General features: G+C 58.9%; 12 protein-coding genes. 5 read left to right on the top strand and 7 right to left on the bottom strand.

The annotated features are described in order from the left end of the window. Positions 1 to 125 precede the first annotated feature (125 nt). Together mgrA and V6S97_RS03070 are read right to left on the bottom strand one after the other, a co-directional pair. Positions 126 to 1,157, bottom strand: coding sequence for an L-glyceraldehyde 3-phosphate reductase (gene mgrA / locus V6S97_RS03075; protein WP_080866137.1), 1,032 nt, complete (start codon positions 1,155 to 1,157; stop codon positions 126 to 128). A gap of 125 nt (positions 1,158 to 1,282) precedes the next feature. Then, on the bottom strand, positions 1,283 to 3,748 hold the full coding sequence (locus tag V6S97_RS03070; RefSeq protein WP_334426068.1) for a beta-mannosidase: 2,466 nt from the start codon (positions 3,746 to 3,748) through the stop codon (positions 1,283 to 1,285). Between the two features lie 488 nt (positions 3,749 to 4,236). Here V6S97_RS03070 and V6S97_RS03065 point away from each other — a divergent pair, with 488 nt between their 5' ends. Further along, positions 4,237 to 5,289, top strand: coding sequence for a LacI family transcriptional regulator (locus tag V6S97_RS03065; RefSeq protein ID WP_003502783.1), 1,053 nt, complete (start codon positions 4,237 to 4,239; stop codon positions 5,287 to 5,289). 182 nt (positions 5,290 to 5,471) lie between these two features. Here the strand turns inward: V6S97_RS03065 and znuA are convergent, their stop codons facing one another. Continuing rightward, positions 5,472 to 6,464, bottom strand: coding sequence for a zinc ABC transporter substrate-binding protein ZnuA (gene znuA / locus V6S97_RS03060; RefSeq protein ID WP_112977605.1), 993 nt, complete (start codon positions 6,462 to 6,464; stop codon positions 5,472 to 5,474). 104 nt (positions 6,465 to 6,568) lie between these two features. On the opposite strand from znuA, the gene znuC reads away from it, so the two are divergent. From znuC to zur, 3 genes are read left to right on the top strand one after another with little or no spacing between them, the layout of a single operon-like run. After that, the gene (gene znuC, locus V6S97_RS03055; RefSeq protein ID WP_334426066.1) at positions 6,569 to 7,489 is read left to right on the top strand and encodes a zinc ABC transporter ATP-binding protein ZnuC; all 921 of its coding nucleotides are present in this window, start codon (positions 6,569 to 6,571) and stop codon (positions 7,487 to 7,489) included. Further along, on the top strand, positions 7,482 to 8,300 hold the full coding sequence (gene znuB, locus V6S97_RS03050) for a zinc ABC transporter permease subunit ZnuB (protein WP_003502777.1): 819 nt from the start codon (positions 7,482 to 7,484) through the stop codon (positions 8,298 to 8,300). Before znuC ends, znuB begins: the two co-directional genes overlap by 8 nt. Next, positions 8,297 to 8,710, top strand: a complete 414-nt coding sequence (gene zur / locus V6S97_RS03045; protein WP_003502775.1) for a zinc uptake transcriptional repressor Zur — start codon at positions 8,297 to 8,299, stop codon at positions 8,708 to 8,710. The genes znuB and zur overlap by 4 nt, the downstream gene beginning before the upstream one ends. A gap of 36 nt (positions 8,711 to 8,746) precedes the next feature. Here zur and V6S97_RS03040 read toward each other — a convergent pair whose 3' ends face one another. Then, the gene (locus V6S97_RS03040; RefSeq protein ID WP_003502773.1) at positions 8,747 to 9,280 is read right to left on the bottom strand and encodes a gamma carbonic anhydrase family protein; all 534 of its coding nucleotides are present in this window, start codon (positions 9,278 to 9,280) and stop codon (positions 8,747 to 8,749) included. 36 nt (positions 9,281 to 9,316) lie between these two features. Further along, positions 9,317 to 10,006, bottom strand: coding sequence for a fumarylacetoacetate hydrolase family protein (locus V6S97_RS03035; RefSeq protein ID WP_003502771.1), 690 nt, complete (start codon positions 10,004 to 10,006; stop codon positions 9,317 to 9,319). Between the two features lie 138 nt (positions 10,007 to 10,144). Here V6S97_RS03035 and dusA point away from each other — a divergent pair, with 138 nt between their 5' ends. Then, the gene (dusA, locus tag V6S97_RS03030) at positions 10,145 to 11,155 is read left to right on the top strand and encodes a tRNA dihydrouridine(20/20a) synthase DusA (protein WP_003502768.1); all 1,011 of its coding nucleotides are present in this window, start codon (positions 10,145 to 10,147) and stop codon (positions 11,153 to 11,155) included. A gap of 6 nt (positions 11,156 to 11,161) precedes the next feature. On the opposite strand, the gene V6S97_RS03025 is transcribed toward dusA, so the two are convergent. Beyond that, positions 11,162 to 11,962 (bottom strand): DUF72 domain-containing protein, encoded by an 801-nt coding sequence (locus V6S97_RS03025; protein ID WP_003502766.1) that lies wholly within the window; start codon positions 11,960 to 11,962, stop codon positions 11,162 to 11,164. A gap of 56 nt (positions 11,963 to 12,018) precedes the next feature. Continuing rightward, entirely contained in the window at positions 12,019 to 14,940 is a 2,922-nt protein-coding gene (gene uvrA, locus V6S97_RS03020) for an excinuclease ABC subunit UvrA (RefSeq protein WP_003502764.1), read from the bottom strand. Positions 14,941 to 15,165: the final 225 nt, after the last annotated feature.

The raw sequence follows: 15,165 nt of genomic DNA, 5'->3' as shown, positions 1-15,165 counted from the left end.
GGAAACTGAATTTAAAATTACATTTATGTAATGGTTGTTAATGGTTAGGAGCGTGAGTTAATCTTTTATTTTGAGTTTTTCGGGGTAGCCAGACCGCCCGGCGGAACCGGGCGGTCTCTTCTGCATCAGACGCGTTCGGCGGATTTTGCCCAGAGATTGATATCCGCTTCCTTGGCGTAACCGTCGATTTCCGCAAGCTCTTCGGCCGTGAAATCCGGCCGGTCGAGTGCCTTCACGCAATCCTCAACCTGTTCGACGCGGCTTGCCCCGATCAGCGCCGAGGTGATGCGGCCGCCGCGCAGAACCCAGGCAATCGCCATCTGCGCCAGCGTCTGGCCGCGCCGCTCGGCAATGCCGTTGAGCGCCCGGATGTTCTCGACGTTGCGTTCGTTGAGGAAGGCCGGGTTCAGCGACTTGCGCTGCGCCGCGCGGCTGCCATCAGGCACGCCGCCGAGATATTTCGTCGTCAGCATGCCTTGCGCCAGCGGCGAGAAGACGATGGAGCCGATGCCCAGTTCTTCCAGCGTATCGACGAGACCATCCTCCTCGATCCAGCGGTTGATCATCGAATAGCTCGGCTGGTGGATGATGCAGGGCGTGCCGAGGTCCTTCAGGATGGCGGCGGCCTCACGGGTGCGCTTCGAGTTGTAGGACGAGATGCCGACATAAAGCGCCTTGCCCGAGCGCACGATCTGGTCCAGCGCGCCACAGGTTTCCTCAAGCGGCGTGTTGGGGTCGAAACGGTGGGAATAGAAGATATCGACGTAATCCAGACCCATGCGCTTCAGGCTCTGGTCGCAGGAGGCGATTACGTATTTGCGGCTGCCCCATTCGCCATAGGGGCCGGGCCACATGTTGTAACCGGCCTTGGAGGAGATGATCATCTCGTCGCGATAACCTCTGAAATCCGTCTTCAGGATTTCACCGAAGGCGGTTTCGGCGCTGCCGGGCGGCGGGCCGTAATTATTGGCGAGATCGAAATGGGTGATGCCGAGATCGAAGGCGCGGCGGCAGATGGCCTGTTTCGTCTGGTGCGGCGTGTCGTTGCCGAAATTGTGCCAGAGGCCGAGCGAAATCGCCGGCAGTTTCAGGCCGGTCTTGCCGCAATGATTATATTTCATGGACGCGTATCGGTTTTCGGCCGGTTGCCAAACCATGGGTCTTCCTCCACTTGCTGATGACTGGCTGCCGGAGAACCCGGCAACTTTTTGAAGCGATGAAAACAGGCGCAGGTTCACCTGTCATTCCCGAGAGGGATGGTTATGCCTTTCTCCGCATGGTTTCAATGCGAGGATTGGCAGGTATGAAGATCGAAGATGCGGAAATGCGGCTGGGGGCCGCCCGCCTTCGGCGTGAAGATGATACGGCGCGTTTCGCCGGCGGCCAGATCGAAGAGATTGTCGGAATAACGGCCGGGCTGATCTGCCTCCAGCATGACAAAGAGCGCGAGACCTGCAGCGGTGACATCGATTTCGTACTGGTTGTTTTTCAACGGGCCGACGGAAAATTCGAGCCCTGCAGGCTGAAGCTCCAGCGCCTTGTAGGTGTCGCGCACATGGTGGCCTTCGCCGGTCATACCGTTGGAAGCGATGAAGCTCCAGGCGAGGATGGCGCCGTCGGGCAGGCTATCCATGTCTATCTCGGTCAGCGTTGCGGCCCTGTCCGTTGCGCAGGTGCCGTTGGCGGATTTCAGCGGCACGCGGTTGCCGTCCATGGTCAGCGCAACGATGTTCATGTCGATTTCGACGTCTTCCGCCGTGTCGTTGACCATGGAGAAGCTCACCCGGCGCCCATCCTCGGAGGGAATGGCCGAGACGGTCACCGCCTGGAAGAAGCGGCGGGCGGCATAATGCAGTGCTTTCCAGCCGCCGCCATAATCGAGGCTGGACCATGAGGCGACCGGCCAGGTATCGTTGAGCTGCCAATAAAGCGTGCCCATGCAATGGGGCTTCAGGGAACGCCAGTAGTCAACAGCCGTGCGGATGGCCAGCGCCTGCTGGACCTGGCTCAGATAAACGAAATTCTCGAAATCCTTCGGGAAACGGAAATAGCGGAACATGGTGCCGGCGATCCGCTCATTGCCGCCGACATTCTTCTGGTGCAGCTCAATGACCGGGGAGGCGATGTTCATGTCCTTTTCTTCCGCATAGGTGCGGATGACGGGCATGGATGTGTAGGACTGGAAACCGAATTCGGAGCAGAAACGCGGCTTGACCGAGCGGTAATTGTCGAACGACTTGTTTTCGTGCCAGACGGACCAGTAGTGCATGTCACCGGAACCATCCGCATGCCAGGCGTCGCCATAATCGAGATAACCGGAGGCCGGGCTGGAGGGCCACCAGAGCGCTTCGGGAGCGGCTTTTTTCAGGGCTCTTTCGATCGTGCGGTTCAGGCGGTCGTAAGCCACGAGATAACGGTCGCGATTGTTGCGGGATTCATCGAACCAGGTCAGCGCACCCACCAGCTCGTTGTCGCCGCACCAGAGCGCGATGGACGGATGCGAGGAGAGGCGTTTCACCTGGTAGTCGACCTCATGTTCGACATTGTCGAGAAAGTCCTCGCTGCAGGGATAGAGATTGCAGGCAAACATGAAGTCCTGCCAGACCAGCAGGCCGAGCCGGTCGCAGAGATCGTAGAACCAGTCTTCCTCATAAAAGCCGCCGCCCCAGACGCGGATCATGTTCATATTGGCCTCGACCGCAGAGCAGAGGAGATCTTCGGTCTTTTCCCGGCTGGCGAGCGAATAAAGTGCATCTGCGGGGATCCAGTTGGCGCCGCGGCAGAAGATCTCGCGGCCGTTGATGCGGAAGGCGAAGCGGCTGCCGGCCTCGTCCTTGTCCGTCAGAAGCTCGATCGTCCTGAAGCCGATCTGGCGGGTGACGGTCTCATCAGGCAGTTCCACCGTCAGCTTGTAGAGTGTCTGTTCGCCACTGCCGGCCGGCCACCAGAGCTCCGGATTTTCGACGAAGAAGACGTGGCGCACCACCGTCTCGCCGGCGCCGACGCCGCAATCAAGTCTCAGTGTTTCATCGTTGAGGGACAGGTAGACCGGCAGGCTCGCCGGACCCTCGGCAAACAGCGTGACGGCCACATGCAGCTCGACTCCGCCTTCGACATGGTGCTGCGAGGTGACGACATGTTCAATGCGGGCCGTATCGAGGCGCTTCAGCAGGATTTTGCCGTAAAGGCCGAGCGGCGCAATCGCGATGTTCCAGTCCCAGCCGAAATGGCATTGCGGCTTGCGCAGCATGTTGCCATTGGCAATGGGTGAATTACCGGGGTGATAGGGAATGTAAAAAGGCTGTCGCGCCTGCCGCTCCGCACCGGCCATGATGTTGGAATGGAAATGGATGCGGATGGTGTTTTCACCCGGACGGACAGCGCGGGAAATATCCGGGCGGTAGCGGCGGAAGCAATTGTCGGCGGTCAATACCGGGACGTCGTTGACGAAGACGATGGCGACGGTGTCGAGGTAGTCGATATCGAGATACCAGCTGGCATCCGCCTCATCGAGAATGAATGTGCGCTCGATGACCCAGTCGCGCTCAGCCACCCATTGTACCACCTTTTCATTGGCGCCGTGATAGGGATCGGGAATGATGCCCGCATTTTTGAGCGCGCTGTGAATATCACCCGGTACGGAAAGCTGGGTGGTATGGTCTCCTTCCACCGAGGTCAGGCGCCAGGGCCCGGCCAGATCAATGACAGTTTCGGGCGAGGAAGAAGAAATCATAATCGGACCCTGCATAGTATGAATTCGAAGAGGACTGGCCAGCATTATGGTGCAGGCTTGTGTCAGAATCTGGGGGAATGGATGCCCGCAAAGCGGCTGCGACACGCTTATCCGGCTTTGCGATTTCCTCCCTCCGGCAACGTTACCGTAAAACAATCGTTCCGTCATTCCTTTGAGTGACAACGAGCGACAGGAATAATGACGGGCACATCTGCGTCGGGATGACCAGGTCGCATCCTAAGAAAAATTATAAACTTTATATTTTTATATCAGTGATTTGCATCAAGATATTAATCTTGTCAGTTAAGATGTGTATCCGTGGATTTCTGGAAATTCTGTGCCGGAAGAAGGGGGAAGTACCGTGAAATATTTTCCGGACCTATATCGTTTTAGCTGAATTGGCGGATAGTCGGACAAGACCGGCCGTTGACCGCGGACCTTTGCCTTTGCAACAGAGAAAAAGCTATCTATGATTATCGTTCGGTAAAGCGTGGCGAAATGACATGAACGATACTGGCAAATCCGGCGGGGGCGAAACTCCTGCAACGACGGGCGAGCGCCCGACCTTGAAGACAATCGCCTATATGACGGGTCTCGGCATCACCACCGTCTCGCGCGCGCTGAAGGATGCGCCTGACATCGGTGCTGAAACCAAGGAGCGCGTGCGGCTGATTGCCCGGCAGATCGGCTACCAGCCAAACCGCGCGGGCGTGCGCCTTCGCACCGGCAAGACCAATGTGATTGCCCTTGTTCTGAGTGTCGATGAAGAGCTGATGGGTTTCACCAGCCAGATGGTATTTGGTATCACCGAGGTTCTTTCTACGACACAATATCATCTGGTCGTGACGCCCCACATCCATGCCAAGGATTCCATGGTGCCGATCCGCTATATTCTCGATACCGGTTCTGCGGATGGGGTCATTATTTCGAAGATCGAGCCTAACGATCCACGCGTCCGTTTCATGACTGAGCGTAACATGCCCTTCGTCACCCATGGGCGTTCGGATATGGGTATCGAACACGCCTTTCATGATTTCGACAATGAGGCCTATGCCTATGAGGCGGTCGAGCGGCTGGCGCAATGCGGACGCAAAAGGATCGCCGTCATCGTGCCGCCATCGCGGTTTTCGTTCCACGATCACGCCCGCAAGGGGTTCAACAGGGGGATCAGGGATTTTGGTCTCACCGAATTTCCGCTGGACGCCATCACCATCGAAACGCCGCTTGAGAAAATCCGCGATTTCGGTCAGCGGCTGATGCAGTCGGATGACCGCCCCGACGGTATCGTTTCGATCAGCGGTAGCAGCACCATCGCGCTGGTGGCCGGCTTCGAGGCGGCGGGTGTGAGGATCGGTGAGGATATCGATATCGTTTCGAAACAGTCCGCGGAGTTCCTGAACTGGATCAAGCCGCAGATCCACACCGTCAATGAGGATATCAAACTGGCGGGCAGGGAGCTTGCAAAGGCCCTTCTGGCGCGCATCAACGGCGCGCCGCCGGAAACCTTGCAGAGCATCAGCAGCCCGGTCTGGTCTTCGATGGCGCCGAAGCCGTAGATGGCTCGCTTCGCAATACGTGCTGCAAGTCTTGACCCCGTTGCGTTCGCGACTTTTTTAAAGTTTGACTTTAATATGTTAGCGTAAGATGTTGGTATAAATGATATTTTTATCGTGCGCTGACTGGCTTTCGGCTAAAAACCCGGAATGACAGCCGGGGCGTCAGCGCACGACAATACGCATCAGGACAGGCAATCCTTCAGAGAGCCCGCAATGCCGCGCATCAGCTTGAAATAGAGATCGGGACCGGGCTCCAGCGTCGCTGCCTCCGGGTCGAGCGTCGCCGATTTTGCTGCAGTACCCTCGGTGATGACCGAAATCAGCTTCGGCTCGAATTGCGGTTCAGCGAAGACGCAGGTTGCGCCGAGCTGGCGAACCTTTTCCTGCATCTGTTTGACACGGTCAGCACCTGGCAGGGTTTCGGGGCTGACGGTGATCGATCCCGCCGTCTTCACGCCGTAACGATGCTCGAAATACTGATAGGCATCGTGGAAGACGATGAAGGGCTTGTCCTTCACCGGCTTGACCGTTTCCTTGAGTTCGGCATCGAGCGCATCGAGATCGTCGATCAGTTTTTTGGTATTGGCCTGATAGGTCGCGGCATTGCCGGCATCGGCTGCAATCAGCGCGGTTTCTATCGTCTGCGCCATGGCCTTGGCATTGGCGGGATCTAGCCAGAGATGGGTGTCGTATGCGCCATGATCGTGGTCCCCGTGACCTTCCGCATGGTCGTGTCCATGATCGTGTGCGCCTTCCTCTTCGGCGTGGTCGTCATGCGCATCATGGCCTTCGTCGCCATGGTCATGTGCTTCAAAGGGGCCGCCTTCGCGGAAGGGCAGCTTCTCCAGCCCCTTGGCGTCTTCCAGCTCCACCACGGTTGCCTTGCTGGCAAGCGCTTCCAGCGGCTTTTCCAGAAATGCTTCAAGGCCTGGCCCAACCCAGAAGACCACATCGGCCTTTTCCAGCTTGCGCGCATTGGACGGTCTGAGATTATAGGTGTGCGGTGAGGCCGCGCCGTCGACGATGAGCTGCGGTTCACCGACGCCCCGCATGATTGCGGCGACGAGGGAATGGATGGGCTTGATCGAGACCACGACATCGGGCGCGGCGGTGGCGCCGGAAGCGGCGGCTGCGATAGCCACCGATGCCATGAGCGGGATCAGGAACGATTTCATGAAATGCACTCCACTTGAAGAAGTATAGTTATGTTATTACATTTATTGCGTTACTCTATAACGTATGCAATAGCGGTAAGCAACATCGCCGAACGGACAATCCCATGCTTCATTCCGCCCATCGGGGCAACGAGATACTGGTTTCCCTTGCCAATGCCGGCGTGCAGCGCAACGGCCGCTGGCTGGTGCGCGGCGTGGAGTTTTCCGTCAGCAAAGGCGAGATCGTCACGCTGATCGGGCCGAACGGTTCCGGCAAATCAACGAGCGCAAAAATGGCGATCGGTGTGGTGAAGCCGACCGAGGGCGAGGTCTCGCGCATTGCCGGTCTGAGGGTTGGTTATGTGCCGCAGAAGCTCTCCGTTGATTGGACCATGCCGCTTTCGGTGCGCCGGCTAATGACGCTGACCGGGCCGCTGCCAGCCCGTGAAATCGACGCGGCGCTGAATGCGACTGGCATTGCGCATCTCGCCAACGCCGAGGTCCAGCACCTTTCCGGCGGCGAGTTCCAGCGCGCGCTTCTGGCCCGCGCCATCGCCCGTAAGCCCGATCTGCTGGTTCTTGACGAGCCCGTGCAGGGTGTCGATTTCTCCGGTGAGATTGCTCTCTATGATCTGATAAAAAATATCAGAAATTCAAATAATTGCGGAATTCTGTTAATCTCGCATGACCTGCATGTGGTGATGGCGGAAACCGACACCGTCATATGCCTGAACGGCCATGTCTGCTGCCGGGGCACGCCACAGGCGGTGAGCCAGAGCCCGGAATATATGCGGCTGTTCGGCGGCTCGGCAGCCAAGGCGCTTGCCGTCTATAGCCACCATCACGATCATACCCATTTGCCCGATGGCCGGGTGCAGCATGCGGATGGTTCGGTGACCGATCATTGCCACCCCGAGGACGGCCACCACCATATGCATGACCATGGCCACCATCATGACGACCATGGCGAATGCGGCTGCGGCCATCAGCATGAGCATGAGGGCCATACTTCCTCCAGCCAGCGGCAGGGAGAGCGCTATGTTTGACGATTTCTTCGTTCGCGCCATGGTCGCCGGTATCGGTGTCGCGCTCACTGCCGGTCCTCTCGGCTGTTTCGTCGTCTGGCGGCGCATGGCCTATTTCGGTGATACGATGGCCCATTCGGCGCTGCTCGGCGTCGCGCTGTCGCTGCTGTTGCAGCTCAACCTCATCGTCAGCGTTTTTCTGGTGGCATCGGCCGTTTCGATCCTTTTGATTTTCCTGCAACGCCGGCAGGCTCTCTCCTCCGATGCACTCCTTGGCATATTGTCCCATTCGGCGCTGGCGATCGGTCTTGTCATCGTCGCTTTCATGAGCTGGGTGCGTATCGACCTCGTCTCGTTCCTGTTTGGCGATATTCTCGCTGTTACCCGCAGCGATATCGCCCTGATCTGGGGCGGTGGGCTGGTGGTCATCGTTTCCATGGTCTTCCTGTGGCGGTCGCTGCTCGCCTCCACCGTCAATACAGAATTGGCTGAGGCAGAGGGGTTGAACCCGGAGCGCGCGAAGCTGATCTTTACGCTCTTGATGGCGCTGGTGATCGCCATTGCCATGAAGGTGGTCGGCATCATGCTCATTACCTCGCTGCTCATCATACCGGCTGCCACTGCCAGACGTTTTTCCGCGACGCCTGAGGTGATGGCGGTGGTGGCTTCGCTGATCGGTGCGGTTGCAGTTGTCGGCGGCCTGTTCGGCTCGCTCACCTACGATACGCCGTCCGGCCCTTCCATCGTGGTTGCCGCGGTGATCCTCTTCGTTATAAGCCTGTTGCCGGCGCCGGGTTTTTCCCGCGCCGCGGATGAAGGAGGCAAGTCATGAATGTGCAGACCCAGCAGAACCTCACCAAAAACCAGTCGCTGGTCATGAATGCCCTCTCAAATGCGCATCAGCCGCTCAGCGCCTATATGATCCTCGACAAGCTGCGGGACGATGGTTTTCGCGCGCCGCTGCAGGTTTATCGGGCGCTGGAAAAGCTGGTGGAATTTGGTCTCGTGCACCGGCTTGAGAGCCTCAACGCCTTTGTTGCCTGCACCCATACGCAGGCGGAGTGCTGCTCGCACCACCATGGGACTGTCGCTTTCGCCATCTGCGAATCCTGCGGGCAGGTGACGGAGTTTCACGATCATGAGATCGACCACCGCCTTGAGCGCTGGGTAAAGGACAGCAAGTTCAAGGCGGAAAAGACAACCATTGAAATTCGCGGTCTCTGCGCCGCCTGCTCGGCTTAGTCTCGAGGCGGGGCGGGCGTGGATGCCCGCCGTTTCCTATCCCTCGACGATCGCCAGATCCTTCGAAAAACGCTTCCAGTTTTCGATGTATTTTTCCGCCGAGCGGCGGAGCCCTGCGACGGCTTCATCGTCCAGCGTCCGGATGGCGCGCGCCGGCGAGCCGACAATCAGGGAATTGTCCGGGAATTCCTTGCCCTCCGTCACCAGCGCATTGGCGCCAACGAGGCAGTTGCGGCCGATCTTTGCGCCGTTCAGGATTGTCGCCCCCATGCCGATGAGCGAATTATCGCCGATGGTGCAGCCATGTACGATGGCGTGGTGGCCGATGGTGCACATTTCGCCGATGACAGCGGCAAAGCCGGGATCACTGTGCACCATCACGCCTTCCTGAATATTGGTGCCGCGCCCGACGCTGATCGGCTCGTTATCGCCGCGCAGCGTTGCGCCGAACCAGATGCCGACATCCTCGCCGAGCGTGACCGAGCCGATGACATTGGCGTCGGGCGCTACCCAGTAGCTATCCGGGGTAGGGGTCTGCGGCACCCGGTCGGCAAGGCGGTAAAGCGGCATGGTGGTGTCCTCCCTTTTGGTTTTTTCTGACTGCCTTCAGGCAACCGTCACGGCAAGCGTGCCGACACCCTCGACGCCGCATTCGATCCGGTCGCCGCGCACGATGGGGCCGACGCCGGCCGGTGTGCCGGTCATGATGACGTCACCGGCGGCAAGCGTGAACAGCTTGGAAAGCTCGGCAATCACTTCCGGCACTTTCCAGATCATCTGGGCGAGGTCGCCCGTCTGTCTGCGTTCGCCATTGACGTCGAGCCAGATCGCACCGGTAGCGGGATGGCCGATCTTGTCTGCGGGGACGATGGCCGAAATCGGCGCGGAATATTCGAAAGCCTTCGCGCCTTCCCAGGAGCGCCCCATCTTCTTAAGACCGTCCTGAAGGTCCCGACGGGTCATGTCTATGCCGACGGCGTAACCCCAGACATGGTTCAGCGCCTCGGCCGCCGGAATATCGGAACCGCCGCTTTTCAGCACCACGACGCATTCGACTTCATAATGCACATTGGATGACAGCGGCGGATAGGGAAAATCCCGTCCTGCGGGCAGCAGATTGTCCGGGTTTTTCTGGAAATAGAAGGGCGGCTCGCGCGAGGGGTCATGGCCCATCTCTATGGCGTGATCGGCATAATTGCGGCCGACACAATAGACCCGCCGTACGGGGAACAGGTCGCCCGTGCCTTCAACGGGCAGGAGAACGGGTTTTGGAGCGGGGATGACGGTGGCGGCCATGTGGATTTCCTGTCGTCTTTTTTGGGTGCAATTCTTGTCCCGCGATTCCGGGGCGATTTCCAGTTCAAAATGACCCTGCCTGCAAAACTGGCTTTTTACGGTCCTTTGCTGTAGAAGCCGGCGCAAAGAGGTTAATCCATGTACAGACAAGCGCTTGCAAGCGGCGAAAAAATCTTCGCCGTGGCCCCGATGATCGACTGGACCGACACGAGGTGCAGATTTCTGCACCGGCAATTGTCGAAGCGCGCGCTGCTTTATACCGAAATGATCGTCGCCGACGCCATCATCCATGGTCAGCGTGACAGGCTGCTCGGCTATCATCCTCAGGAGCATCCCGTCGCCCTGCAGCTTGGCGGGTCTGATCCGGCCAAGCTTGCCGAAGCGGTGCGGATCGCCGGGGACTACGCCTATGATGAGATCAATCTCAATGTCGGCTGTCCCTCGGATCGGGTGCAATCTGGTACCTTTGGTGCATGCCTGATGCGCGAGCCTGATGTGGTGGCGCAATGTGTCTCGGCAATGAAGGCTGTCGCCCGCGTGCCGGTTACGGTGAAATGCCGGATCGGCGTGGATGATCAGCAGCCGGAAGCGGTTTTGCCGGATTTTCTGAAGCGGGTTGTTGCGGCAGGCGCGGACGCCGTCTGGGTTCATGCGCGAAAAGCCTGGCTGCAAGGGCTTTCGCCGAAGGAAAACCGCGAAGTGCCGCCGCTCGATTATGATCTCGTCTATCGCATGAAGCGGGAAAACCCTGACGTCTTTGTCGGCATCAATGGCGGTATCGCCGATCTCGATCAGGCGAGCGGGCACCTCCAACATATGGATGGTGTGATGCTCGGCCGGGCGGCCTATCACAACACGTCCATCCTTGCCGATGTCGACCATCGCATCTATGGCGAAGAGGCCCGGCAGCCGAACTGGATGGCGCTGCGTGACGCCATGATGGCCTATGCCGCCGACTATATCGCCGCGGGTGGACGTCTCAACCACGTCACTCGCCATATGGTCGGACTGTTTCAGGGCATGCCCGGCGCGCGCCGTTTCCGGCAAATCCTCTCCAGCGATGCCACCCGGCTGGGGGCTGGCCCGGAGGTGATCGAGGCCGCTTTCGCGACCATCGATTTCAGCTCGACGAAGGAAATGGCGGGCTGAAAGCGCTCAGACCGCCTTTTGCAGTTCCTGCGCACCATTGGGCGCATTGACCTTGCCGCCGGTGATGAAGAAAGCGAAGACGTCGCGCGGGGTCATTTCGACTTTTCGCTCCGGTGCGATCAGCGGCAGATCGTCCGGCACGCCACCCTTTGCATAGGTCTTTACCCGCTCGGCCCAGTGGTCGATTTCTTTTTTCGGATAACAGGTCTTGATGTCGTCCTCGCCCTTCTGCAGGCGGCAATAGACGAAATCGGCCGTCACGTCAGGCAGCATCGGATAGTCATGATGGTCGGCGCAGACGACGGCGACCTTGTGCTTGGCGAGAAGATCGATGAATTCCGGAACCTGAAATGTCGGGTTGCGCACCTCGACGACATGGCGAAGACGGATACCGTCCTGCTTCTCGGGCAGGAGCGCCAGAAATGCGCCGAAATCCTCCGCGTCGAATTTTTTTGTCGGCGCGAATTGCCAGAGGATCGGGCCGAGGTGGGACCCGAGTTCCGTCAGCCCCTGCGTCAGGAACTTCGTCATCGATTCACCGGCCTCGGCCAGAACCCTGCGGTTGGTGACAAAGCGGCTTGCCTTTAGCGAGAAGACGAAATCCTCGGGTACTTCGGAAGCCCATTTGGCGAAGGTCTCCGGTTTCTGGCTGCTGTAATAGGTGCCGTTCACCTCAATGGCCGTGAGCTGCCGGCTGGCGTGCTCCAATTGGCGCTTCTTCGGCAATTTTTCGGGGTAAAAAGTGCCTTCCCAGGGCTCGAAGGTCCAGCCGCCGATACCGGTGCGGATCGTGCCTGATGTCGACATGTGTTATTCCTCCTCCGGCCTTCGGCCTTTCGAACCTTTGCGACGAAAGCTGCGGATTACTCCGCAGCCTCCCGTTTTCCGGCCGGCCGGCGCTCCAGAAGCTCCTTCAGGAAGTGACCGGTATAGGAACGCTCGACTTTCACGATGTCTTCCGGCGTACCGGTCGCCACCACTTCGCCGCCGCCCGTGCCGCCTTCAGGCCCGATATCGATGATCCAGTCCGCCGTCTTGATGACTTCGAGATTGTGCTCGATCACCACGACGGAATTACCCTGTTCCACAAGCGCATGCAGCATTTCGAGCAGCTTGTTGACATCGTGGAAATGCAGGCCGGTCGTCGGCTCGTCGAGAATGTAGAGCGTGCGACCGGTGGAGCGCTTGGACAGTTCCTTGGCGAGCTTGACGCGCTGCGCTTCGCCGCCGGAGAGCGTATTGGCCTGCTGGCCGACCTTGATATAACCGAGGCCGACATCGAAAAGCGATTGCAGCTTGTCGCGCACAGCCGGCACGGCGGCGAAGAATTCCACGCCTTCCTCCACCGTCATATCCAGCACGTCGGCGATGGATTTGCCCTTGAAGGTGACGTCAAGCGTCTCGCGATTATAACGCTTGCCGTGGCAGACATCGCAGGTGACGTAAACGTCAGGCAGGAAGTGCATCTCGATCTTGATGACGCCATCGCCCTGGCAGGCCTCGCAGCGGCCGCCCTTGACGTTGAAGGAGAAACGGCCCGGCGCGTAACCGCGCGCCTTGGCTTCCGGCAGACCGGCGAACCAGTCGCGGATCGGCGTGAACGCACCGGTATAGGTGGCCGGGTTGGAACGCGGCGTGCGGCCAATCGGCGACTGGTCGATATCGATCACCTTGTCGATGAATTCGAAACCATCGATGCGGTCGTGCTCGGCCGGGATTTCGCGCGCACCCATCACCCGGCGCGCCGCCGATTTATAAAGCGTCTCGATCAGGAATGTGGATTTGCCGCCGCCCGAAACGCCGGTTACGGCAGTGAAAACACCGAGCGGCACAGCTGCCGTGACATTCTTCAGGTTGTTGCCGCGCGCGCCAAACACCTTGATTTCGCGGCCCTTCTTGGGCTTGCGACGCTCAGCCGGCACGGCGACGCCGAGTTCGCCCGAAAGATATTTGCCGGTCAGCGATTTCGGATTGGCCATCACCTCCTGCGGTGATCCTTCGGCAATCACCTGACCGCCATGAATGCCGGCGGCCGGGCCGATATCGACGACATAATCGGCCGTCAGAATGGCGTCTTCGTCATGTTCGACCACGATGACAGTATTGCCGATATCGCGCAGATGTTTCAGCGTATCGAGCAGGCGGGCGTTGTCGCGCTGGTGCAGGCCGATTGACGGCTCGTCGAGAACATAGAGAACGCCCGTCAGGCCCGAGCCGATCTGCGAGGCCAGACGGATACGCTGGCTTTCACCGCCGGAAAGCGTGCCGGAATTGCGCGACAGGCTGAGATAATCCAGTCCGACATCATTGAGGAAGCGCAGGCGCTCGCGGATTTCCTTGAGGATGCGGACTGCGATTTCGTTCTGCTTGGCGTTGAGGTTTTCCGGCAGCACTTCAAACCAGTCGCGCGCCATGCGGATCGACATTTGGGTGACTTCACCAATATGCAGCTTGTTGATCTTGACGGCGAGCGCTTCCGGCTTCAGGCGATAACCGGCGCAGGCCGGGCAGGGGGCCGCCGACATGTAGCGTTCGATTTCCTCACGCGCCCAGGCGCTGTCGGTCTCTTTCCAGCGACGCTCCAGATTGGGCACGATGCCTTCGAAATTCTTCACCGTCTTGTAGGAGCGGGCGCCGTCCTGGTAGTTGAATTCGATCTTTTCCTCGGTGCCCTGCAGGATGGCGTTCTGTGCGTCCTTCGAAAGGTCCGACCATTTGCTCGAGAGTTTGAAACCGAAGGCCTTGCCGAGTGCTTCCAGCGTCTGGTTGTAATAGGGCGAGGATGATTTGGCCCAGGGAGCTATCGCGCCGTCCCGCAGCGTTCGTGCCGGTTCCGGAACGATCAGGTTTTCATCCACCTTCTGCTGCGAGCCAAGGCCATCGCAGCTCGGGCAGGCGCCGAAGGGGTTGTTGAAGGAGAACAGCCGGGGCTCGATTTCCGGAATGGTGAAGCCGGAAACGGGGCAGGCGAATTTTTCCGAAAACAGCACCCGCTCATGGGTCTCGTTGAGCGACTTGTTGGCGGAGCCGCCAGCGGCGGTTTCTTCCGGTGGCAAAGGCTTGTCAGCAAATTCCGCAATCGCCAGCCCGTCGGCGAGCTTGAGGCAGGTCTCGAGACTGTCGGCAAGGCGTGCTGCCATGTCCGGGCGCACGACGGCGCGATCGACCACCACGTCGATGTCGTGCTTGTATTTCTTGTCGAGAGCAGGAACGTCGGCGATTTCGTAGAACTGGCCATCCACCTTGACGCGCTGGAAGCCCTTCTTCATCAGATCGGCGAGTTCCTTCTTATATTCGCCTTTGCGGCCGCGGACTATCGGCGCAAGAATATAAAGACGCGTACCTTCCTCGAAAGCGAGAATGCGATCGACCATCTGGCTGACAGTCTGGCTTTCGATCGGCAGGCCGGTGGCTGGCGAATAGGGGACACCGACACGCGCGAAGAGAAGGCGCATATAATCGTAGATCTCGGTGACCGTGCCGACCGTGGAGCGCGGGTTGCGCGAGGTGGTCTTTTGCTCGATGGAGATTGCCGGCGACAGGCCGTCGATCTGGTCGACATCCGGCTTCTGCATCATCTCCAGGAACTGGCGCGCATAGGCCGAGAGGCTTTCGACATAACGGCGCTGGCCTTCGGCATAGATCGTATCGAAGGCAAGCGAAGACTTGCCCGAGCCGGAAAGGCCGGTCATGACGATCAGCTTGTTGCGCGGCAAATCCAGATCGATGCCCTTGAGGTTATGCTCGCGGGCGCCACGGATGGAAATCGTCTTCAGTTCACTCATGACAAGGCTCGGACAAAAATAACAGGCTTGATGGCAGCGCGTCCTTATGTAGTGACGCAGCCGGGTGTGTCGAGGTCTATTCCCTCTCGGTCGCAGCTTTTCGGAAAGCTTGACTCGAAATCTGCGATTTAATAGAACAAAAAAGGAACGAAATGCAAGCGCGAATGTCCGCTCCCGCAGCTTAAGATTATTCTTTGTGGATAGTTCCATGCTTGCGGTGCCCTT

Origin of the sequence: Agrobacterium sp. CCNWLW155 (assembly GCF_036888815.1) — a bacterium.
GTDB lineage: Bacteria > Pseudomonadota > Alphaproteobacteria > Rhizobiales > Rhizobiaceae > Agrobacterium > Agrobacterium radiobacter.
The sequence above is the reverse complement of the archived record's forward strand: the minus strand, read 5'-3'. Positions and strand labels throughout refer to the sequence as shown.

Bases quoted from the DNA above. Each gene is read 5' to 3' on its own strand.
- mgrA (WP_080866137.1), bottom strand. From the start codon at position 1,157: ATGGTTTGGCAACCGGCCGAAAACCGATACGCGTCCATGAAATATAAT.
- V6S97_RS03070 (WP_334426068.1), bottom strand. From the start codon at position 3,748: ATGCAGGGTCCGATTATGATTTCTTCTTCCTCGCCCGAAACTGTCATT.
- V6S97_RS03065 (WP_003502783.1), top strand. From the start codon at position 4,237: ATGAACGATACTGGCAAATCCGGCGGGGGCGAAACTCCTGCAACGACG.
- znuA (WP_112977605.1), bottom strand. From the start codon at position 6,464: ATGAAATCGTTCCTGATCCCGCTCATGGCATCGGTGGCTATCGCAGCC.
- znuC (WP_334426066.1), top strand. From the start codon at position 6,569: ATGCTTCATTCCGCCCATCGGGGCAACGAGATACTGGTTTCCCTTGCC.
- znuB (WP_003502777.1), top strand. From the start codon at position 7,482: ATGTTTGACGATTTCTTCGTTCGCGCCATGGTCGCCGGTATCGGTGTC.
- zur (WP_003502775.1), top strand. From the start codon at position 8,297: ATGAATGTGCAGACCCAGCAGAACCTCACCAAAAACCAGTCGCTGGTC.
- V6S97_RS03040 (WP_003502773.1), bottom strand. From the start codon at position 9,280: ATGCCGCTTTACCGCCTTGCCGACCGGGTGCCGCAGACCCCTACCCCG.
- V6S97_RS03035 (WP_003502771.1), bottom strand. From the start codon at position 10,006: ATGGCCGCCACCGTCATCCCCGCTCCAAAACCCGTTCTCCTGCCCGTT.
- dusA (WP_003502768.1), top strand. From the start codon at position 10,145: ATGTACAGACAAGCGCTTGCAAGCGGCGAAAAAATCTTCGCCGTGGCC.
- V6S97_RS03025 (WP_003502766.1), bottom strand. From the start codon at position 11,962: ATGTCGACATCAGGCACGATCCGCACCGGTATCGGCGGCTGGACCTTC.
- uvrA (WP_003502764.1), bottom strand. From the start codon at position 14,940: ATGAGTGAACTGAAGACGATTTCCATCCGTGGCGCCCGCGAGCATAAC.